18 protein-coding genes are annotated in these 19693 nt (G+C 70.6%); 8 read left to right on the forward strand and 10 right to left on the reverse strand.

Going from position 1 to position 19693, the window contains the following annotated elements; translation table 11 throughout:
• Nucleotides 1-48 precede the first annotated feature (48 nt).
• The 4 genes from ABJI51_RS36755 to ABJI51_RS36770 all read left to right on the forward strand — a co-directional run bounded on the left by ABJI51_RS36755 (nt 49) and on the right by ABJI51_RS36770 (nt 3481).
• The gene (locus ABJI51_RS36755; RefSeq protein WP_348955726.1) at nt 49-696 is read left to right on the forward strand and encodes an amino acid ABC transporter permease; all 648 of its coding nucleotides are present in this window, start codon (nt 49-51) and stop codon (nt 694-696) included.
• Nucleotides 693-1547 carry an amino acid ABC transporter permease gene (locus ABJI51_RS36760; protein WP_348955727.1) on the forward strand — a complete coding sequence of 285 codons (855 nt, stop codon included), beginning with the start codon at nt 693-695 and terminating at the stop codon, nt 1545-1547. Before ABJI51_RS36755 ends, ABJI51_RS36760 begins: the two co-directional genes overlap by 4 nt.
• Before the next feature lie 78 nt (nt 1548-1625).
• Nucleotides 1626-2363: an SDR family NAD(P)-dependent oxidoreductase gene (locus ABJI51_RS36765; protein WP_348955728.1), complete on the forward strand. Its 738-nt coding sequence runs from the start codon at nt 1626-1628 to the stop codon at nt 2361-2363.
• A 266-nt stretch (nt 2364-2629) separates the two neighbouring features.
• On the forward strand, nt 2630-3481 hold the full coding sequence (locus ABJI51_RS36770) for a helix-turn-helix domain-containing protein (RefSeq protein ID WP_348955729.1): 852 nt from the start codon (nt 2630-2632) through the stop codon (nt 3479-3481).
• On the opposite strand, the gene ABJI51_RS36775 is transcribed toward ABJI51_RS36770, so the two are convergent.
• From ABJI51_RS36775 to ABJI51_RS36800, 6 genes are read right to left on the reverse strand one after another with little or no spacing between them, the layout of a single operon-like run.
• Nucleotides 3468-4592 (reverse strand): amidohydrolase family protein, encoded by a 1125-nt coding sequence (locus ABJI51_RS36775; protein ID WP_348955730.1) that lies wholly within the window; start codon nt 4590-4592, stop codon nt 3468-3470. The two genes, ABJI51_RS36770 and ABJI51_RS36775, sit on opposite strands and share 14 nt — an antisense overlap.
• Nucleotides 4589-5119 carry a GNAT family N-acetyltransferase gene (locus tag ABJI51_RS36780; RefSeq protein ID WP_348955731.1) on the reverse strand — a complete coding sequence of 177 codons (531 nt, stop codon included), beginning with the start codon at nt 5117-5119 and terminating at the stop codon, nt 4589-4591. The genes ABJI51_RS36775 and ABJI51_RS36780 overlap by 4 nt, the downstream gene beginning before the upstream one ends.
• Before the next feature lie 33 nt (nt 5120-5152).
• On the reverse strand, nt 5153-5905 hold the full coding sequence (locus tag ABJI51_RS36785) for a succinate dehydrogenase/fumarate reductase iron-sulfur subunit (RefSeq protein WP_348955732.1): 753 nt from the start codon (nt 5903-5905) through the stop codon (nt 5153-5155).
• Nucleotides 5902-7818 (reverse strand): fumarate reductase/succinate dehydrogenase flavoprotein subunit, encoded by a 1917-nt coding sequence (locus tag ABJI51_RS36790; RefSeq protein WP_348955733.1) that lies wholly within the window; start codon nt 7816-7818, stop codon nt 5902-5904. Before ABJI51_RS36790 ends, ABJI51_RS36785 begins: the two co-directional genes overlap by 4 nt.
• 52 nt (nt 7819-7870) lie before the next feature.
• Nucleotides 7871-8695, reverse strand: a complete 825-nt coding sequence (locus ABJI51_RS36795; protein WP_348955734.1) for a hypothetical protein — start codon at nt 8693-8695, stop codon at nt 7871-7873.
• Nucleotides 8692-8979 (reverse strand): hypothetical protein, encoded by a 288-nt coding sequence (locus tag ABJI51_RS36800; protein ID WP_072480650.1) that lies wholly within the window; start codon nt 8977-8979, stop codon nt 8692-8694. The genes ABJI51_RS36795 and ABJI51_RS36800 overlap by 4 nt, the downstream gene beginning before the upstream one ends.
• A 233-nt stretch (nt 8980-9212) precedes the next feature.
• On the opposite strand from ABJI51_RS36800, the gene edd reads away from it, so the two are divergent.
• From edd to ABJI51_RS36820, 4 genes are all read left to right on the forward strand, one after another.
• Nucleotides 9213-11102, forward strand: a complete 1890-nt coding sequence (edd, locus tag ABJI51_RS36805; RefSeq protein WP_348955735.1) for a phosphogluconate dehydratase — start codon at nt 9213-9215, stop codon at nt 11100-11102.
• Complete coding sequence (gene eda, locus ABJI51_RS36810; protein ID WP_348955736.1) at nt 11099-11704, forward strand: bifunctional 4-hydroxy-2-oxoglutarate aldolase/2-dehydro-3-deoxy-phosphogluconate aldolase; 606 nt, start codon at nt 11099-11101, stop codon at nt 11702-11704. Before edd ends, eda begins: the two co-directional genes overlap by 4 nt.
• Nucleotides 11705-11919: 215 nt before the next feature.
• On the forward strand, nt 11920-13890 hold the full coding sequence (locus tag ABJI51_RS36815) for a PEP/pyruvate-binding domain-containing protein (RefSeq protein WP_348955737.1): 1971 nt from the start codon (nt 11920-11922) through the stop codon (nt 13888-13890).
• A gap of 22 nt (nt 13891-13912) precedes the next feature.
• The gene (locus ABJI51_RS36820) at nt 13913-15259 is read left to right on the forward strand and encodes an MFS transporter (RefSeq protein ID WP_348955738.1); all 1347 of its coding nucleotides are present in this window, start codon (nt 13913-13915) and stop codon (nt 15257-15259) included.
• 271 nt (nt 15260-15530) lie between these two features.
• Here the strand turns inward: ABJI51_RS36820 and ABJI51_RS36825 are convergent, their stop codons facing one another.
• The 4 genes from ABJI51_RS36825 to ABJI51_RS36840 all read right to left on the reverse strand — a co-directional run bounded on the left by ABJI51_RS36825 (nt 15531) and on the right by ABJI51_RS36840 (nt 19526).
• Entirely contained in the window at nt 15531-16076 is a 546-nt protein-coding gene (locus tag ABJI51_RS36825) for a regulatory protein RecX (protein ID WP_348955739.1), read from the reverse strand.
• Nucleotides 16077-16090: 14 nt separating this feature from the next.
• On the reverse strand, nt 16091-17137 hold the full coding sequence (gene recA, locus ABJI51_RS36830; protein WP_348955740.1) for a recombinase RecA: 1047 nt from the start codon (nt 17135-17137) through the stop codon (nt 16091-16093).
• Between the two features lie 235 nt (nt 17138-17372).
• Nucleotides 17373-17567, reverse strand: a complete 195-nt coding sequence (locus ABJI51_RS36835; protein WP_348955741.1) for a DUF3046 domain-containing protein — start codon at nt 17565-17567, stop codon at nt 17373-17375.
• Nucleotides 17568-17675: 108 nt separating this feature from the next.
• The gene (locus ABJI51_RS36840; RefSeq protein ID WP_348955742.1) at nt 17676-19526 is read right to left on the reverse strand and encodes an Hsp70 family protein; all 1851 of its coding nucleotides are present in this window, start codon (nt 19524-19526) and stop codon (nt 17676-17678) included.
• Nucleotides 19527-19693: the final 167 nt, after the last annotated feature.

The following is a 19693-nucleotide window of genomic DNA, read 5'->3' on the forward strand; positions in this document are numbered from 1 at the left end:
CCGGCCCCTATCCACCTCGACGATCCGTGAAACTGCACCGAGGACACGATGGACGTCTTATTCGACAACCTTGACCTGTACGGTCCGGGCTTCCTCACCACGGTCGAGCTGTTCCTGATCTCCGCGGTCGGTTCGGTGGTCCTGGGCACGATCCTGGCGATGCTGCGGGTGAGCCCGGTGCCGGTGTTCCGCGCGGCGGGCACGACCTACGTGACGCTGTTCCGCAACACGCCGCTCACCCTGCTGTTCTTCTTCTTCGCCTTCGCCTTCCCGCTGCTGAAGATCGTGAAGATCTCGTTCTTCACGGCCGCCGTGGTGGCGCTGACGATGTACACCGCGGCGTTCATCTGCGAGGTGATCCGCTCCGGCATCAACACCGTGCCGGTCGGCCAGGCCGAGGCCAGCCGGGCGCTGGGCCTGAGCTTCGCCCAGACACTCGGCACCATCGTGCTCCCGCAGGCCGCCCGGTCGGTGGTCCCGCCGTTCGTCAGCACGCTGATCGCGCTGCTGAAGAACACCACGATCGCCGCCGGTTTCTCGGTCACCGAGGCCGGCTCGATCCAGGCCTACCTGTCCGAACGCGGCTACAACGTGTTCGTCGGCCTGCTGTGGGTGGCGTTGTTCTTCGTCATCCTCGTCGTCCCGATGACGCTGTTGCAACGCAGCCTGGAGAAGCGCTGGAGCGTGTCCCGATGAGTTCGGTCCTCTTCGACACCCCCGGCCCGAAGGCCCGGGTCCGGTACCGCGTGCTCGCGGTCGTCGGCGTGGCCGCCATCGCCGCGCTGATCGCGTTCGTGATCTACCGGTTCGCCGCGTCCGGGCAGTTCGAACCCAAGCTGTGGAGCTGGCTGGAGTACAAGGTCGTCCAGGAGGACCTGGTCGCGGCCCTGCTCAACACGCTCAAGGCGTTCGCCGCCGGTGCGGTGCTGGCGCTGGTCTTCGGCGCCGTGTTCGCCGCCGGCCGTCTGTCGGACCACGCGGTGATCCGGGTGCCGTGCACCGCCGTGGTCGAGTTCTTCCGCGCGGTGCCGCTGGTCGTCATGATCTTCGCGTTCCACTACGGCCTGAGCCTCGGCGCGCCGTTCTATTCGGTGGTGCTGGGCCTGACGCTCTACAACGGCTCGGTGCTGGCCGAGGTCTTCCGGGCGGGCGTCCTCTCGCTGCCCAAGGGCCAGACCGAAGCCGCGTACGCGCTGGGCATGCGCAAGACGCAGGCGATGACGCTGGTGCTGCTGCCGCAGGCGCTGCGCGCGATGCTGCCGACGATCATCAGCCAGCTGGTGGTGCTGCTGAAGGACACCGCGCTCGGCTTCCTCATCACCTACGAGGAGCTGCTGCGCTACGCCCGGTACCTCGGCAGCATCACGGAGTTCGGCCGCCCGCTGGTCCCGATCACCATCGTGGTCGGCGCGATGTACATCGCGATGTGCCTGCTGCTCACCGGCCTGGCCCGGTACCTGGAGAGCCGCAACCGCCGGGCGAAGAAGGTCATCAAGACCGAGGCCAAGCCCGAGGACGACATCGCGCTGGCGTCCGCCGCGAGCTGACGCGGTCCGTGCAAGGGCCCCCGGTGGACTCCACCGGGGGCCTTTTCACGGGCGCCGGTCTTCCGTAGCGTCGGGCGCATGGGTGTCGCACTGGTGACCGGCAGTTCCCGGGGTCTCGGGCGGGTGATCGCGCGGCGGCTGGCCCGGGACGGGTTCGCCGTCGCGGTCAACGGACGCCACGACGACGCCGATCTCAAGACCGCCGCGGAGGGCATCGCCGCCGAGGGCGGCCGGGCGGGTGCCTTCGCCGCGGACGTCACCGACCGGCGGCAGGTCGGCGAGCTGGTCGACGCCGTCACCGCGGTGCTGGGCCCGATCTCGGTGCTGGTGGTCAACGCGACCGGCCCGCAGCCGGAAGCGCCGGTGTCCCGGGTGGACTGGCCGGATCACCTGGCACAGCTGGACTTCTTCGTGCGCTCGCCGGTCCTGCTGGGACACGCCGTGCTGCCCGGGATGCGGGCCCGCGGGTACGGCCGGATCGTCCACCTCGACTCGGAGGTCGTGGACCGCCCGCCGCCCGGCCGGTCCGCCTACGCGACGGCGAAGAGCGCGCAGACCGGCCTGGTCCGCGCCTGGGCGCGCGAGCTGGCGCCGGACGGGATCACGGTCAACACGGTCGCGCCGGGTTTCGTCCCGGTGGAACGGCACGCGGACGTCCCGGAAGCCGAGCGCGAGGCCTACCGCGCGTCCGTGCCTGCCGGGCGGCTGGGCACGCCGGAGGACGTGGCGGCGGCGGTGAGTTTCTTCGCCTCGGCGGAGGCGGGCTTCGTCACCGGCCAGCGGCTGGTGGTCGACGGCGGCCGCACCCTCGGCTGATCCGGTCCCGCGGGTCGTGAGTGCTAATTCGCGTTAGAACCCTAATTATCACTCACGACAACCCGCGGCAGACCTCTCAAGAAACGATTCCACAACCCGCGGGTTGTACCATTAAGGCGCGAAGCACGCTTCATTGTGCGAAGCTGCTTCGCGACGCTTCGCGCGCAGAACCCGTTGTCGCACAGGCAGAACAGCGACATCCGTTCTGGTGAATCCCCCGCGCGGCAGAAGCCGTTTTGTCAGTGGTTGCCTTTACCGTCCGAGGCATGACCGAAAAGAGCACGGTGCGCACGCGAGAGATGGGCATCGAGTTGAAGGCCCAGCGCGAGGAGAAGCAGATCTCGCTGCGCGAGCTGGCCCGCCGCGCGGACTGGTCGGCGTCCAAAGTGTCCGGTTGGGAGAACGGGCGCCGCATCTCGCCGATCGACGCCGCGATCTACCTCGCCCACTGCGGCACCCGGGCGCCGGAACGCGACCGGCTGCTGGAACTGACCCGTCCCCCGAGCGACCTCTACTGGGTCCGCCCGTTCTTCAGCAAGCTCGTCGACCCCGCGAAGTCCCTGATCGTCCAGGAGAACGTCGCGACGACGGTGATCACGAACAGCCCGACGGCCCTGCCGGGCATGCTCCAGACCGAGGACTACCTCCGCAGCGTCTACGAGCTGTCCGGCCGGTACACCACCGACCGGCTCCAGCACCTCGTCCAGGCGCGGATCGACCAGCAGCAGCTGCTCCAGCGGCGCGACCCGCCGCAGTGCATCTACTTCGTCTACGAGCACACGCTCCGGTCGGTCCTGCGCGACCCGGCACTGATGCACGAGCAGATCCAGTCACTGGTGCTGGCCACCAACCTCCCGCACTGCACGATCCGGGTCGTGCCCGCCTCGGCGCCGCCGTACCACCTCGTCGGCAGCCGGTTCACGATCCTGGAGTTCGCCGAGCATCCGCCGGTGGCGTACGAGGAAACCTTCGCCGCCGGGCTGTTCATCGACGAGCGCGTCGCCGTCGAAGCGTTCTACGTGCTGCTGACCCGCCTGGAACAGGCGGCGCTGTCCGAACGGGAGTCGCGCGAGTTCCTGGTCCGGCTGGCCGAGGAGTTCGAGCTCATGGCGACGTGACGGTCCCCGCCGGTTCCCCGTCGTGCCAGACCGCCCGGATCCGGCCGGGCAGGTCGGCCAGGTCGAGGCCGGTGCCGTGGAGCAGGACGAGATCCGCGCGCAGGCCGGGCTGGATGCGGCCGCGGTCGTGGTCGAGGCGGAGCAGACGCGCCGCCTCGGAGGTGGCTGCCTTCAGGGCCGCCGCCTCGCCGAGCACCGCGGCCAGCAACCGCAGTTCGGTCGTCAAGTCGACATGGGGACGCGGAGCCAGATCCGAGCCCGCGGCGACGGGGACTCCGGCGGCCACGGCGAGGCGGACCGAACGCCGGTGCGCCTCGGCGAACTCGCTGCCGCTGATCGGCGCCAGCGTCGGCACGTACCACGCGTTTCCCAGTGCGGCCACGGCTTCGTCGTCGAGGAAGGTGCCGTGCTCGATGCTGCGTGCCCCGGCGCGGGCCGCCGCGACGACGGCCGCGGACGTGTGGGCGTGGGCCAGGACGTCCCGGCCGCAGCGGCGGGCCTCGCCGACCAGCGCGGCGAGTTCGTCGTCGGCCGGGCGGACGTCCCGGCCTTCGCGAACGGTCCGCAGGGCCCCGCCCGCGCCGACCTTGATCCAGTCGGCCCCGGCCCGCACCATCCGGCGGACCGCCGCGCGGGCCCCGTCCGGCCCGTCGAACACGGGGTCCGGCAGCGACGGGTCGCCGTAGTGGTCGACGGCGCCCGCGGGCGGCTCCCAGCTGTCCCCGAGTCCCCCGGTCGGGCCCAGCTGGCGCAGGCTGACCAGGACGTCGGGCCCGGTGATCCAGCCTTCGCGCAGCGCGTGCTGGATCCCGGCGTCGGCGCCCCAAGCGTCCCGGACGGTGGTGATCCCGCGGGCGAGCAGGCGGCGCAGCACCGGCACGGCTTCGAGGATCCGGGCACTGCGCGGCAACGGCTCGGGGCGCGGGAAGGCGACGTGGACGTGGCAGTCGATGAGCCCGGGGATGAGCAGCCCGCCGGAGCAGTCGACCCGCCGGTCGCCGTCGAGGCCGGTGCCGACCTCGGCAATGCGGTCGCCGTCGAGCCGGACGTCGGCGCGGGTGGTCTCGCCGGTCTCGGGGTCGAACACCCGCGCCCCGGCAAGCACGGTCACGCGAGTTCCTTGCGGTAGACGAGAAAATCGCACGGCGTGGCCAGCGACGGCACCAGGTGCGGGTAGTCGTCGGCGAGGTCGCCGCGGTGGGTCACGCGGTAGCCGAGCCGGCCGTACCACCCGGCCAGGAACTGCTTCGCCGGATGCGTCCAGCCGCGGGGCACGAGCAGTTCCAGCTGCATCTCCCGGCAGCCCGCGTCCCGGCTCGCCTGTTCGGCGAACCGGACCAGCTCCCGCCCGGCCCCGATGCCCCGCCGCGCGGGATCGGCGGCGAGCATGCCGAACTCCCCGGTGGCGTCGTCGAGCCGCCGCACCCGCACGCACCCGGCAAGATCCCCGTCGACGCGGGCGACGGCGATCTCCCCGTCCCGCACGAACCCGGCCACCTCGGCCGCCGACGTCCGATCGGGACTGCCCTGCCAGAGCCCCTTTTCCGACTCGGCGTAGACCTGGTTGACCAGGGCGGTGATCCGCGCGATCACCGCCCCGTCGTCCGCCGCGGACGGCGGCAGCAGCTCGATCTCCATGTCCCCACCATGCCAGCACGGCAGGCGGGAAGGTCACCTGTCCCGGCGGAAGAGCTTGTTGCCGAGCCAGACGATCGGGTCGTACTTGCGGTCCGCGACGCGTTCCTTCATCGGAATCAGCGCGTTGTCGGTGATGTGGATGCCCTCCGGGCACACCTCGCTGCAGCACTTGGTGATGTTGCAGTACCCGAGCCCGTGCTCGTCCTGCGCCGCGTCACGGCGGTCGGCGACGTCCAGCGGGTGCATCTCCAGCTCGGCGATGCGCATCAGGTACCGCGGTCCGGCGAAGGCCTCCTTGTTCTCCTCGTGGTCGCGCACCACGTGGCAGGTGTTCTGGCACAGGAAGCACTCGATGCACTTGCGGAACTCCTGCGAGCGCTCGACGTCCACCTGCTGCATCCGGTACTCGCCCGGCTTGAGGTCCGGCGGCGGCGTGAACGACGGGATCTCGCGCGCCTTCGTGTAGTTGAACGACACGTCGGTGACGAGGTCGCGGATCACCGGGAACGTCCGCATCGGCGTCACCGTGATGACCTCGTCCTCGGTGAACGTCGACATCCGCGTCATGCACAGCAGGCGCGGGCGGCCGTTGATCTCCGCCGAGCACGAGCCGCACTTGCCCGCCTTGCAGTTCCAGCGCACGGCCAGGTCCGCGGCCTGGGTGGCCTGCAGCCGGTGGATGATGTCGAGGACGACCTCGCCCTCGTTCACCTCCACCGTGAAGTCCTGCAGCCCGCCGCCGTCGGCATCGCCGCGCCAGACCCGGAAACTCGCCTTGTAACTCATGCCTTGCTCCCGGGGTGCGTCTCCAGCTCCGCGTCGGTGTAGTACTTCCCGAGCTCGGCGAACTCGAACAGCTCCAGCAGGTCCTGCCGCAGCGGCACCTGCTCCTTCACCTCGACGTCGATGTCCGGCACCACCGGGTTGTCCCCCGGCGTGGCCGAGCACACGAGGAGCTTGTTGCGCCACTGGGCGTCCATGCCCGGGTAGTCGTCGCGCGTGTGCCCGCCGCGGCTTTCGGTCCGCGTCAGTGCCGCCTTCGCGACGCACTCGCTGACCATCAGCATGTTGCGCAGGTCGATCGCGAGGTGCCAGCCGGGGTTGAACTGCCGGTGTCCTTCGACGGTGACGCGCAGGATCCGCTGCCGCAGCTCGTCGAGCTTCGCCAGCGCCTGCGCCATCTCCTCCGCCTTGCGGATGATGCCGACCAGGTCGTTCATCGCCTGCTGCAGCTCGGTGTGCAGGGTGTACGGGTTCTCCGCGACGCCGTCTTCCGGCGGGTCGAACGGTGCCAGCGCCATCTTCGCCGCGGCGTCCACATCGGACTCCCGCACCGCGGGCCTGCCGTCGAGGCCCTGCACGTACTCGGCGGCGCCGAGTCCCGCGCGGCGGCCGAACACCAGCAGGTCCGACAGCGAGTTGCCGCCGAGCCGGTTGGAGCCGTGCATGCCGCCCGAGCACTCGCCTGCCGCGAACAGGCCGGGCACGCTCGCCGCGGCCGTGTCCGGGTCGACCTCGATGCCACCCATGACGTAGTGGCAGGTCGGGCCGACCTCCATCGGCTCGGCCGTGATGTCGACGTCCGCCAGCTCCTTGAACTGGTGGTACATCGACGGCAGCCGCTTGCGGATCTCCTCGGCGGGCAGCCTGCTGGCGATGTCGAGGAAGACGCCGCCGTGCGGGGAGCCGCGGCCCTCCTTGACCTCGGAGTTGATCGCGCGGGCCACCTCGTCGCGGGGCAGCAGGTCCGGCGTGCGCCGGTTGTTGTCCGCGTCGGTGTACCAGCGGTCGGCTTCCTCTTCGCTTTCGGCGTACTGGCCCTTGAACACCTCGGGCACGTACTCGAACATGAACCGCTTGCCGTCGGAGTTCTTGAGCACGCCGCCGTCACCGCGCACGCCCTCGGTGACGAGGATGCCCTTGACGCTCGGCGGCCAGACCATCCCGGTCGGGTGGAACTGGACGAACTCCATGTTGATCAGCTTCGCGCCCGCGCGCAGGGCCAGCGCGTGGCCGTCGCCGGTGTACTCCCACGAGTTCGACGTCACCTTGAACGACTTGCCGATGCCGCCGGTGGCGAGCACGACCGCGGGCGCCTCGAAGAGGACGAAGCGGCCGCTCTCGCGCCAGTAGCCGAACGCGCCGGCGATGCGGCCCTCGGTGGTGAGCAGCTCGGTGACCGTGCACTCGGCGAAGACCTTGATCTTCGCTTCGTAGTCCCCGGTCTCGGCGAAGTCCTCCTGCTGCAGCGAAACGATCTTCTGCTGCATGGTGCGGATCAGCTCGAGGCCGGTGCGGTCACCGACGTGCGCCAGCCGCGGGTAGGTGTGCCCGCCGAAGTTGCGCTGGCTGATCCGGCCGTCGGCGGTGCGGTCGAACAGCGCGCCGTAGGTCTCCAGCTCCCAGACGCGGTCCGGCGCCTCCTTGGCGTGCAGCTCGGCCATCCGCCAGTTGTTGAGGAACTTCCCGCCGCGCATGGTGTCGCGGAAGTGGACCTGCCAGTTGTCGTTGGAGTTCGCGTTGCCCATCGAGGCGGCGCACCCGCCCTCGGCCATCACGGTGTGCGCCTTGCCGAACAGGGACTTGCACACGACCGCGACGCGGAAGCCGCGTTCGCGGGCTTCGATCACGGCGCGCAGACCGGCGCCACCGGCACCGATCACCACCACGTCGTAGCTGTGCCGTTCGACCTCGGTCATGAAGGGATTCCACCTCGGAACTGGGGGACGTCGTTGTCGGGAGAAAGAGGAACTAGTTCACGAACCGCAGGTCCGCGATCGCGCCGCTGGCGACGAGCATGACGTAGAAGTCGGTCAGCACCAGCGTGCCGAGCGTCGTCCAGGCCAGCGTCATGTGGCGGGTGTTGAGTTTCGTGACCTGCGTCCAGATCCAGTAGCGCACCGGGTGCTTGGAGAAGTGCTTGAGCCGCCCGCCGGTCACGTGCCGGCAGGAGTGGCAGGACAGCGTGTAGGCCCAGAGCAGGATCACGTTGCCGAGCAGGATGATGTTGCCCAGCCCGAACCCGAAGCCGCCGGTCTTGCCGTGGAACGCCGTGATCGCGTCGTAGGTGTTGACCAGCGAGACGATGAGGGCAACGTAGAAGAAGTAGCGGTGGACGTTCTGGACGATCAGCGGCAGCCGCGTCTCGCCGGTGTACTTCGCGTGCGGTTCGGCGACGGCGCAGGCGGGCGGGGAGAACCAGACGGACCGGTAGTAGGCCTTGCGGTAGTAGTAGCAGGTCAGGCGGAAGCCGAGCAGGAACGGCAGCACGACGAAGCCGAGCGGGATCCACCCGGGCAGCTCGCCGAACCAGTGGCCGAAGTGGCTCGACCCCGGCACGCAGGACGTGGACAGGCAGGGCGAGTAGAACGGCGTCAGGTAGTGGTAGTCGGGCACCCAGTAGGCGGTGCGCACGAACGACCGGACCGTCGCGTAGATGACGAACGCGGCCAGCCCGAGCACGGTCAGCAGCGGCTGCAGCCACCACCGGTCCGTGCGGAGGGTCCGCTCGGCGATCCGGGCCCGCTTCGGGGCCCGGACGCCGGTGCCGACGCCGTTGTCAGCCGGAGCGCTCACCGCTGGTCGCGCTTGTAGCCGCCGACGCCTTCGTCATCGGCGCCGTGCCACAGCGACGGGTCGTACGGGGTGTCCGGGACCGGGACGCGTTCGGCCGCCTTGGCCTGGGCGGGCACGGCGAGCGGGACGCCGTCGAGGTCCGCGGTGTCGATGTCGAGGCGCTCGACGTCGTTGGCGAGCCGGCGCACCGCCGAAGCGTCGCCGTACCGCGAGCGCAGTGCGCCGACGCACTGCCGGAGCTGGCCGATGGTTCGCCGCAGCTCGGCGATCTCGGAGGTGGACATCATGCCTCCCGTGTGGTGGGGCTGGCAGGGAACCGCAACGGCTGTGCCACGCGTCGTGCAGTGTGACAACTAGCACACTATCGGCTCCGAAGGTGATCGGGGTCACGCGGGTGGATCTTCTGAATCGATTTTGTTTCCGCGTTTCCGGAAGGTAGTGTGGCCAGTGTCACGACCCAGAGGCGTCAACGCTGCCGTCCCGCGGACCACCCCACACCAGTGATCCGGAGCCGGACATGAGCCCCACCCCGTCCCCATCGTTGCATCCCGTCGTCGCCGAGGTCACCGCGCGCATCGCCGCGCGCAGTGCCGCCACGCGCTCGGCGTACCTCGAGCGCACGGCCGCCGCCCACGCCGAAGGCCCGGTCCGCCGCGGCCTCGCGTGCAGCAACCTCGCCCACGGCTTCGCCGCCATGGAGGGCGTCGACAAGGAAGCGCTGCGGGCCGCGCGCGCCCCCGGCGTCGCGATCGTGTCCTCCTACAACGACCTGCTCTCGGCCCACCAGCCGATGCACGAATACCCGGCGTGGCTGAAGAAGTCCGTGCGCTCGGCAGGCGGGGTCGCCCAGTTCGCCGGCGGCGTGCCCGCGATGTGCGACGGCATCACCCAGGGCCGCGCGGGCATGGAGCTGTCGCTGTTCAGCCGCGAGGTCATCGCGATGTCGACGGCGATCGCGCTGTCCCACGACATGTTCGACGCGGCGCTGCTGCTCGGCGTCTGCGACAAGATCGTCCCCGGCCTGCTGATCGGCGCGCTGTCGTTCGGGCACCTGCCCGCCATCCTGGTGCCCGCCGGGCCGATGAACTCCGGGCTGCCGAACAAGGAGAAGGCCCGCGTCCGGCAGCTGTACGCCGAGGGCCGCGCGACGCGCGAAGACCTCCTCGACGCCGAAGCGGCGTCCTACCACTCGGCAGGCACCTGCACGTTCTACGGCACCGCGAACTCCAACCAGATGGTCGTCGAGGTGATGGGCCTGCACCTGCCGGGCGCCAGCTTCGTCCAGCCCGGTTCGTCGCTGCGGCGCGCGCTGACCGAAGAGGCCGGGCGGCGGGTCGTCGAGATCTCCCGCGGCGAGCAGTACACGCCGGTCGCGCGGATCCTCGACGAGAAGGCGTTCGTCAACGGCGTCATCGCGCTGCTGGCGACCGGCGGCTCGACCAACCACACGATGCACCTGGTCGCCGTCGCCGCGGCCGCGGGCATCCAGCTGACCTGGGACGACTTCGCCGACCTGTCGGCCGTCGTGCCGCTGCTGGCGCGGGTCTACCCGAACGGCAGCGCCGACATCAACCACTTCCACGCCGCCGGCGGCATCCAGTTCCTCGTTGGCACGCTGCTCGACGCCGGGCTGCTGCACGAAGACGTCCACACGGTCGCGGGCTTCGGGCTGCACCGCTACCGCGCCGAGCCGATCCTGTCCGACGGCGAGCTGGTCTGGCGCGACGTGCCCACCCGCAGCCTCGACGAAGAGGTGCTGCGCCCGGTGTGGCGGCCGTTCGCCGCGGACGGCGGGCTGCGGATGGTCGAGGGCAACCTCGGCCGCGCGGTGGTCAAGGTGTCCGCGGTGGCGCCGGAACACCGCGTCGTCCAGGCCCCCGCGCGGGTGTTCACCACCCAGGAGGCGTTCACCGCCGCGTTCGAGGCCGGCGAGCTGGACCGCGACGTCGTCGTGGTGCTCCGGCAGCAGGGCCCGCGGGCCAACGGCATGCCGGAACTGCACGGCCTGACCCCGGCGCTGGGCGTGCTGATGGACCGCGGGTACGCGGTGGCGCTGCTCACCGACGGCCGGATGTCGGGCGCGTCGGGCAAGATCCCGGCGGCGATCCAGGTGACGCCGGAGGCCGCGGCGGGCGGCCCGATCGCCCGCATCGCCGACGGCGACGTCATCCGGCTCGACGCGTCCGCGGGCTCGCTCGACGTGCTCGTCGGTGACGAAGAACTCGCCCGGCGTGAGCTTGTGGACGCGCCGCCGTCCGAAGCATCCTGGTCCGGCACCGGCCGAGAGCTGTTCGCCGCGTTGCGCCGTGCCGTCGGCCCCGCCGACCGGGGCGCTTCGGTGTTCGGCGGCCTGACGCCGGAGCACTTCGGAACGCCCGCTTTCGCAACACAGGAGGTCGGTCAGTGACCACCGGTCAGGACCTGCTCGAGCTGTCCCCCGTGATGCCCGTGGTGGTGATCGACGACGCCGCCGACGCGGTGCCCACGGCGCGGGCGCTGCTCGCCGGCGGGATCGGGGTCATCGAGCTGACCCTGCGCACCCCGGCGGCACTGTCCGCGATCGAGCGCGTCGCGGCCGAGGTGCCGGACATCGTCATCGGCGCCGGCACTGTCGTCTCGCCGGACCAGGCGAAGCAGGCGGCCGACGCGGGCGCGAAGTTCCTGGTGACGCCGGGCAGCACGGACGCGGTCGTCGACGCGTGCTTCGAGACCGGGCTGCCGTTCCTGCCCGGCGCGAGCACGGTGTCCGAGGCGATGCGGCTGGCCGAACGCGGGCTGACGGCGCTGAAGTTCTTCCCGGCGGAGGCGTCCGGCGGGGTCGCGTACCTGAAGTCGATCGCGGGCCCGTTGCCGTCGCTGCGGTTCTGCCCGACCGGCGGGATCACGGTGGCTTCGGCGCCGAAGTACCTGGCGCTGCCGAACGTCGGCTGCATCGGCGGTTCCTGGCTGACGGCCTCGCTCGATCCCGCGACGATCGAGAAGCTGGCCGCGGAAGCCGCGGCGCTGTAGCGGAAATCACCCCGCGTCACCGCCGCACCCGAACGGCCGAACACGCGTCCGCATTCCGGGAGCACCGTTCCAGCGCGCTGGAACGGTGCTCCGAGCGGGTGTGGCGCCGGTCATGAAATCCGGAAGTGTGCCGCTGAATGGCGCAACCGGGGCACTGGTGGGTTATTTACCTGCCTGTTATCGTTCCTCTTCGCTCTTTCCAGCGAGGAGAATCCGTGTCCCTGACCAGCGTGGTCGCGCCCAGCCCTGCCTCCGGCACCGTCGCCGCACTCGTCGGCGAACGCCTTTCCGTGTCCGCACTCCAGCAGCTGGGCGGCACGCTCGGCGGTTATTCGTTCGTCAAGGTCGTGGTGGACCGCGAGACGTCCTCGATCCACTTCCTGAACGACGCCCGCTATTCCTTTCACGCGATCTATATCGCCGAAGAGATCCTCGGCGTCGGCGAAGAACGCGTCCGCGCCGAGATCGACTCCTACAACGAGATCTTCTACCACGCGCCGGACCGCCGGTTCCTGCTCGGCATTCTCTCGCTGCACCCGCAGCTGCTTTCGCTGGAAACGGTCGAGGTCGACACCATGCCTGCCGAGCTGATCCGCGAGTTCCACGCCTTCGTCGCGGAATACGTCGATCCGTCGTTGCCGCTGGTGTTCAAGCCGGCGAACCAGCTGCAGGAACGGATCGTCCGCGAGATCCCGGCGAGCGAGCTGCCCCGCGTGTTCGCGCACGAGCTGTTCTCCAGCGCGCCGTTCGTGGCGCTGAACCCGGGCACGGCCACCGGGCGGCTGCGCGCGTTCCGCACCGAGGCCGAGTACCGGGCCGCGACGCTGGACTGGACCGACATCATCGTGATGGACCGCGTCCCCGACGACATCCCGCGGCTGGCCGGGATCGTCAACGCGCGGCACACGACACCGCTGTCGCACACCAACGTGCTGGCCACGGGCTGGCAGATCCCGAACGCGGTCCAGCTCGGCGCGCTCGCCGACGTCGAGCGTCGCGGGCTCGACGGCAAGTGGGTCGAGTACACAGTGGACGCCCACGGGCTGTCCCTGCGGGAGATCGCCGAGCCTGCCGAGGCGGCGGCCAAGCCGCGCTGGTACGCCCAGCGCGTCACGCTGGAGCAGCCGGAGGCCGACCACAGCCCGATCGTGAACCTGGACCGGCTGCGCGCGGCCGACCGGCACCGGTACGGCACCAAGGCGGCCAACCTCGGCGAGCTGCACCACGTCCTCGCGCACGGGTCCGAGCGGCTCCTCGGCTTCTACCAGGTGCCGCGGCCGCCGCGGGAGAACCTGCTGCCGTACCTGGCCCGGCTGCTGGACGTCCCCCGTGACGCCGGACTGGGCGCCGCGGCCCACCGGCTGCTCTCGGAGCACGTGCGCGTGCCGCGCGGGATCGCGCTGCCGTTCTCGCTGCACCGGCGGTTCCTGGAGTCGTCGCCGCGGATCCAGCAGGCCATCGGCAAGCTGAAGATGGCACTGGAGCTGGACGCGCGCGAGGTCGAGCCGCTGTGCGTCGAGCTGCAGGGGCTGATCCGCTCGGCCCGCCTGCCGGGTGCGCTGGCCAGCGAGATCGACTCCGCGCTGGTGTCCCAGCTGGCGGGGGTGCGGTCGTTCGTCGTGCGGTCGTCGTCGAACGCCGAGGACCTGGCCGGGTTCTCGGCGGCCGGGATCTACGAGTCGCGCAACCACGTCACCACGGCCGAGCGGATCTTCGCCGGCGTCAAGGAGGTCTGGGCGTCGCTGGTTTCGGTGCGCAGTGTCCGCCTGCGGCAGCAGGCCGGGATCTCCCTCGACGAGTGCTACATGGGTGTCGTGATCCAGGAGCAGGTCAAGGCCGATTTCGGTGGCGTGCTGGTGACCACGAACCCGTTGAACCGCAAGGACTTCCGCACGGTGTACGTCAACGTGTCCCCGCACGTGACGGACGTCGTCGACGGCACGGCCCTGCCGATGCAGTACCTGTATTCGACGGTCGAGGGCGGCGGCCGCACGGTGTCCCTCGGCGACGCGGCCGCGGACCTCGACGAGCGTGCCCACGCGCAGCTGCAGCGGCTCGCGGTGGCCGGCCGTCTGCTGCAGGGCCACTTCTGCCCCGACTACATGTTCGACGCACCGGTGGACATCGAGTGGCTCGCCGACGGCGAGCACCTCCACCTGGTGCAGCTGCGCCCCTATTCGGCCTGACCTTTCCCGGGAGAAAACGACCATGCTGGGCCTTCGCCTGCCCGCGAAACCCGAAGTGCAGCGCACCGTCCGGCTGACCTACGGGTTCCAGTTCTTCTTCGGCCTGCTGCTGTGGGTGCCGATCTTCTACCAGTACCAGAAGCTGGCCGGGCTGTCCGACGGCGAGATCTTCGGCATCCAGAGCATTTATTACATCGTGTTCTGCCTGCTGGAGATCCCGACGGGCCTGCTGGCCGACCGGTTCGACTACCGCACGTCCCTGGCGGCGGGCGCGGGCGTGCTGGTGGCGGCAAACCTGGTGCCGGTCATTTTGGGCTCGTACACGGGTTTCCTGCTGCACTTCGTCCTGATCGCCCTGGCACGGTCGCTGGTGTCCGGCGCGCAGAGCGCGTACCTGTACGAATATCTGAACGCTTCGGGCGCCGGTGCGCATTACCTGCGAGTGGAAGGCGTCGGCCGCGCGTACAGCCTGATCGGCAAGATCGTGTTCTGGCCGGTGATCGGCCTGCTGATGACGTGGAACATGCCGTCCCCGTACTGGCTGACGGCAATCAACGCGGCGGTGGCACTGGCATTCGCGGCCAAGCTCCCCCCAATCCCCGGCGGCCGCCGGGCAACGGGCAAGACGGCCTCCCTGGTCGCGGGAGTCGGCGGCGCCCTGTCGGCGTTGCGCTCGTCCCGGTGGCTGGTGTTGCTGATGGTGCAGGGCATCGCGATGTTCACGCTGGTGAGGATCTGCCAGGTGAATTTGTTCCAGCCGATCCTGGAGGCCAAGTCCCTGCCGGTGAACTGGTACGGAGCAGTGCTGGCGGCGATGACGGTCTTCGAGGCACTGGGCGCGGCCCGCCCCCATCGGCTCCGCCGCGCGATCGGCCCGGTGGGTTCGGTGTTCACGCTGACGATCGTGATGGCCCTGTGCCTGGGCGCAACGGTGTTCGCAGGCGCGTTCCCGGCGGTGGTGCTGCTGTGCGTTTTCGCGGTGGCGACGGGCATCGCGTTCCCGGTGCAGAAGCAGCTGCTGAATGATTCCATTCCGGATTCCCGCTACCGGGCGACACTGCTGTCCATGGAGTCCATTGTGGACAGGGCAGTGTGCGCCCTGGTGGCGTTGGCCCTGGGCGCCTACCTGGCGGCGGGGCAGCTGAGCGAGTTCCTCCTCCTGACGGCGGCGGTGACATGCGCCGCGATGGCGGTACTGGCGGTGTTGCTGCTCGCGGTCCGCAAGCACCGATCGGATCGCCGTGTCCCAGCCCTCGGCCGCAGGCCCCGCACGGACCGGAGTTGGCGGGTCCGAGTGCCCCCGGCAGGCCCGGAACGACGATGCCACGGCTCGGAACTCCGCCAGACGGCCAGCCCCGCAACCGAGTGACCCCGCGCGGGCCCGGCTGTGTCCGGGCACCCCGGCCACCTGTGCACACCGCCCGGCAACCGCGGCAACCCAACTCCCGGGCCACGCCCGCCCACACCACCACCGGCACACCGCGCGGCAACCACCGGCCACACGGGAGCCCCAGCCGCCGAGCACACCCGCCCGCTGCCCAGCCCACGCCACCCGCAGGTCGCCGCTCGCAAACCCCACCGCCGCAGCAACGCCAACCCTCTCGGCCACCGACCCGGCCAGCCGTGGCCCTTCCCGCGCCTCAGTCGATGACAGCGTCGTCGAGCAGGGTGGACTCCGCGCCGTACTCGCGGAGTTCCTCCCTGATCACCGTGTACGCCAGTCCTTGCGGGTAGCCCTTGCGGGCGAGGAAGCCGAGCAGCCGCCGCAAGGCTGTCTGTTCGTCGACGTTGCCCAGCGAGCCGAGGCGCTTGCGGACCAGTTCCCTGGCCATCTGCTCCTCGGATTCGCGGTCGACCTCTTCCGCCGCCTGCGCGGCGACCTCGCCGTCGACGCCCTTGCGCCGCAGCTCGGCCACCAGCGCGGTGCGGGACAGGCCCTGGTTCGCGTGGCGGGACTTCACCCATAGTTCCGCGAACTCCGCGTCGTTCACCAGGCCGGCCCGGTCGAGCTTGCCGAGCAGGGTTTCGCTGGTCTCCTCGTCGAATCCCTTGCGGTGCAACGCCTGCCGCAGTTCCTCCTGGGTCCGCGGCCGGGCGGCCAGGAGATCGAAACAGATCTCCTTGGCCTTCCGGTACCGCTCCTCGGGAGGCAGTTCGGCGGGCGGGACCTTGGGCTCCCTCGCCATCGGCTACCGCTCGCTCAGAAGTCGACCGGTGCCGGGACGGCCTCGACGGCCGCCGCGTCGACCTGCGGGCCGATGCCGAGCTTCTCCTTGATGCGCTTCTCGATCTCGTTGGCGATGTCCGGGTTCTCGCGCAGGAACCGGCGCGCGTTCTCCTTGCCCTGGCCGAGCTGGTCGCCCTCGTAGGTGTACCAGGCACCCGACTTGCGCACGATCGACTGGTCGACACCCATGTCGATGAGCGAACCCTCGCGGGAGACGCCCTGGCCGTACAGGATGTCGAACTCGGCCTGCTTGAAGGGCGGGGCCACCTTGTTCTTGACGACCTTGACCCGGGTCCGGTTGCCGACCGCCTCGCCGCCGTCCTTCAGCGTCTCGATGCGGCGCACGTCCAGGCGGACCGACGCGTAGAACTTCAGCGCCTTGCCACCGGTGGTGGTCTCCGGCGAGCCGAACATGACGCCGACCTTCTCGCGCAGCTGGTTGATGAAGATCGCGGTGGTGCCGGAGTTGGAGAGCGCACCGGTGATCTTCCGCAGCGCCTGGCTCATCAGGCGGGCCTGGAGGCCGACGTGCGAGTCACCCATCTCGCCTTCGATTTCGGCGCGGGGCACGAGCGCGGCCACCGAGTCGATGACCAGGATGTCGAGCGCGCCGGAGCGGATCAGCATGTCCGCGATCTCCAGCGCCTGCTCACCGGTGTCCGGCTGCGAGACCAGCAGCGCGTCGGTGTCGACGCCGAGGTTCTTCGCGTACTCCGGGTCGAGCGCGTGCTCCGCGTCGATGAACGCCGCGATGCCGCCGTTGCGCTGGGCGTTGGCCACCGCGTGCAGCGCGACCGTGGTCTTACCGGAGGATTCCGGGCCGTAGATCTCGATGACGCGGCCGCGGGGCAGGCCCCCGATGCCGAGTGCGACGTCGAGCGCGATGGCGCCGGTGGGGATCACGGCGATGGGCGGCCGGGTGTCCTCGCCGAGGCGCATCACCGAGCCCTTGCCGTACTGCTTGTCGATCTGCGCGAGCGCGAGCTCGAGCGCCTTGTCCTTGTCGGGTGCTGCAGGCATGGAAGTCCACCTCGCTGGTCGGAGCCCCGTCGAGGGCTCTGTGTCGGTTCTTCAGCTGTCCGGTCCGACGCTAGCGGCGGGGACCGACAATTCCAGGCGCGGCGCCCAATCTGTGGATCGCTGGACCCGATGTGGACAACACCATAGACGAACACCTGTTCGAGGTCGGCAGCGACACACCCTTACGGTAGGATTTTCGCCCGCACGGGTCAGGACCGGTGCGTGTTCGCCCAGGTCAGCGCCGTTCCGCCGGGACGTCGAAGGCGTCGCAGACCTCGCGCCAGATCTCCTTCGCCGGGATTCCGGCGGTCAGCGCCTGGTCGACGGTGCGCCCGCCGAGCCCGCTGAGCACGTGGTCACTGGCCAGGACCTGCGCGCGCCCCGGGCCGAACTCCTCGGCCATCAGCCGTCGGAAAACCGTGATCCGCATCGGCCCCACTCTAACCGGTCGGGCGCGAACGGTCCGTTCGCGCCCCAGCCGGGCAAGCGGTCACGGATGCCGCGAATGACCAAGGCCGGGCAGTCTGCCGCGGCAACGTCACTCCCCCGGCTGGACGCTCGCCTCGAAGTAGTCGGCCAGCGTGCCCGGCGTGGTCGCCTGGGCCTGGTCACTGGTGTTCAGCTGGTAGATGAACCCGGCCAGCGGCCGGTCCGCCACGGTGAACACGAGCACCGCCGACGTCTTGCCCGCGGCCGAGGAGTAGTGGCCCTTGAGCCCGTTGCCCGCCCAGTCGGCCTCGGTGCGGTCGCCGCCCGCCGAGGCGAGCAGGCCGTCGGTGTACTGCTTGAGCGTGGCGGCGTCGTCGGCGTGGACGTAGGTCACCTGCGTGCCCGCCCGGCCCGGCGCGGAGCACGTCGACGCCGCCCCGAGGCTCTGTGCCGGCGCCGCCGGGCCGTTGCCCATGCCCTGCTTGCAGTCGCCCGTTTCGGCGATCTTCCCGGCGAGCTGGCGCAGGCAGCCGGTGAAGCCCCGGTCGTCCGCGTGCCCCGGCTTCTGGCACTGCTCCGCGGTGTAGGTCGTCACCGAGGACGACGACGTCAGGAAGAACGTCAGCCCGGCCGCGAGCGCCACGACGACCGCGGCCGCGATCCCGATGAGCAGCTTCTTCTTCCCCGCCGGCTTCGACTCGGCCTTCTCCGCTTGCGGGGCGGGCGAGTAAGCGGGGAAGTTCGACGGCACCGGCTGCGGCCCGCTCGGCGGGAAGTTCGACGGCGCGTAGCCGGGGTACTGCGGCGGGGGCGGCGGCGCGTACGGCGGCCGCTGCGGCGGACCGCCCGCCGCCACCGCTCCTTCGACGTTCTGCGTCCGCACGGAAAGCCCGTCGCGCGCCACGTGCTGGGCGCCGAGCGCGACGGCGGTCTCCGGCTGGTCGAGGCTGCCCGGCACGACGCCGAGCTTCTCCGCGATCATCGTGCCGACCAGCGGCAGCCTGCTCGACCCGCCGACGAGGTAGATGCCCGCCAGCCGGTCCGGGGTCAGGCCGGAGGACCGCAGCGTCCGCGACAGCAGCTCGACACTGCGCAGCATCGCCGGCCGGACCAGGCCTTCCAGCTCGCCGCGCGTCACCAGGACGTCCTTGAACGGCTCGGGCATCGGCACCTCGGTCTGCGGATGCCGCGACAGCGCCTCCTTGGCCGCCTTGACGTCCTCCTGCAGCGCGCGCCGGGTGCGCCGGTCGGCGGTGGACTCCGGGCGCAGCAGCCGCTGCCAGCGCTGCGGGTCGGAGTGCGAGACCTCGCGGCCGACGTGCACCATCAGCGCCTGGTCGACGTCGAGGCCGCCGAGGTCGGGCAGGCCGTCCTCGGCGAGCACGGTGAACCCGTTCTGTGTGGCGCCGACGACCGCGACGTCGAAGGTGCCCGCGCCGAGGTCGTAGACCGCCAGCGCCTGGCCGGGGGCCAGCGACTTGCCGGGGAACGACGCGAAGTGCGCCGCGGCCGCGACCGGCTCGGGCACCAGCAGGATGTTCGGGCCCATCCCGGCGAGCCGGGCGGCCGACAGCAGCACGTTGCGGCGCGTCTGGCCCCACTGCGCGGGGTGGGTCAGCCGGACCTCGTCGGGCTGTTCGCCGCCGAGCTGGCGGGAGGTTTCGTCGAGCACCCGGCGCAGGATCGCGGCCAGCGCGTCGGTCACCGGGACGACGTCGGTGCCGAGCAGGAGGGTCTGCTCGTCGATGCGGCGCTTGGGGTTCGGCTCGAAGCGCGTCGGGTCGAGGCGGGCGCGGCGCTCGGCGTCGCGGCCGACCATGATCGTGCCCTCTTCGGTGGCGAACACCGCCGAGGGCATGTTGGCCGAGCCGTCCACTTCGACGACCCGGGGCGGCATGCCGTGCGCCGAAAGCACGGCCACGGTGTTGGACGTCCCGAGGTCCACCGACAGGATCCGCACAGCACTCCCCTTCGCGAAAACACGCCGTGACGGCGCTCGGCGGTGATGCTGCCATGTGCGCGATCACCGTGCGTGCAGACCCGGGAAAGTCACTGCTCCTTGACGCCGGAGGCGATCAAGGTGCACGATAGTTGCGCAGTTCGGTCATCCGAGTTGCACAGTCTGCG

It is taken from the genome of Amycolatopsis melonis (genome assembly GCF_040064235.1).
In the GTDB taxonomy this organism is placed as follows: domain Bacteria; phylum Actinomycetota; class Actinomycetes; order Mycobacteriales; family Pseudonocardiaceae; genus Amycolatopsis; species Amycolatopsis melonis.

Bases quoted from the DNA above. Each gene is read 5' to 3' on its own strand.
- ABJI51_RS36755 (WP_348955726.1), top strand. From the start codon at position 49: ATGGACGTCTTATTCGACAACCTTGACCTGTACGGTCCGGGCTTCCTC.
- ABJI51_RS36760 (WP_348955727.1), top strand. From the start codon at position 693: ATGAGTTCGGTCCTCTTCGACACCCCCGGCCCGAAGGCCCGGGTCCGG.
- ABJI51_RS36765 (WP_348955728.1), top strand. From the start codon at position 1,626: ATGGGTGTCGCACTGGTGACCGGCAGTTCCCGGGGTCTCGGGCGGGTG.
- ABJI51_RS36770 (WP_348955729.1), top strand. From the start codon at position 2,630: ATGACCGAAAAGAGCACGGTGCGCACGCGAGAGATGGGCATCGAGTTG.
- ABJI51_RS36780 (WP_348955731.1), bottom strand. From the start codon at position 5,119: ATGGAGATCGAGCTGCTGCCGCCGTCCGCGGCGGACGACGGGGCGGTG.
- ABJI51_RS36785 (WP_348955732.1), bottom strand. From the start codon at position 5,905: ATGAGTTACAAGGCGAGTTTCCGGGTCTGGCGCGGCGATGCCGACGGC.
- ABJI51_RS36790 (WP_348955733.1), bottom strand. From the start codon at position 7,818: ATGACCGAGGTCGAACGGCACAGCTACGACGTGGTGGTGATCGGTGCC.
- ABJI51_RS36800 (WP_072480650.1), bottom strand. From the start codon at position 8,979: ATGTCCACCTCCGAGATCGCCGAGCTGCGGCGAACCATCGGCCAGCTC.
- edd (WP_348955735.1), top strand. From the start codon at position 9,213: ATGAGCCCCACCCCGTCCCCATCGTTGCATCCCGTCGTCGCCGAGGTC.
- ABJI51_RS36820 (WP_348955738.1), top strand. From the start codon at position 13,913: ATGCTGGGCCTTCGCCTGCCCGCGAAACCCGAAGTGCAGCGCACCGTC.
- ABJI51_RS36825 (WP_348955739.1), bottom strand. From the start codon at position 16,076: ATGGCGAGGGAGCCCAAGGTCCCGCCCGCCGAACTGCCTCCCGAGGAG.
- recA (WP_348955740.1), bottom strand. From the start codon at position 17,137: ATGCCTGCAGCACCCGACAAGGACAAGGCGCTCGAGCTCGCGCTCGCG.
- ABJI51_RS36835 (WP_348955741.1), bottom strand. From the start codon at position 17,567: ATGCGGATCACGGTTTTCCGACGGCTGATGGCCGAGGAGTTCGGCCCG.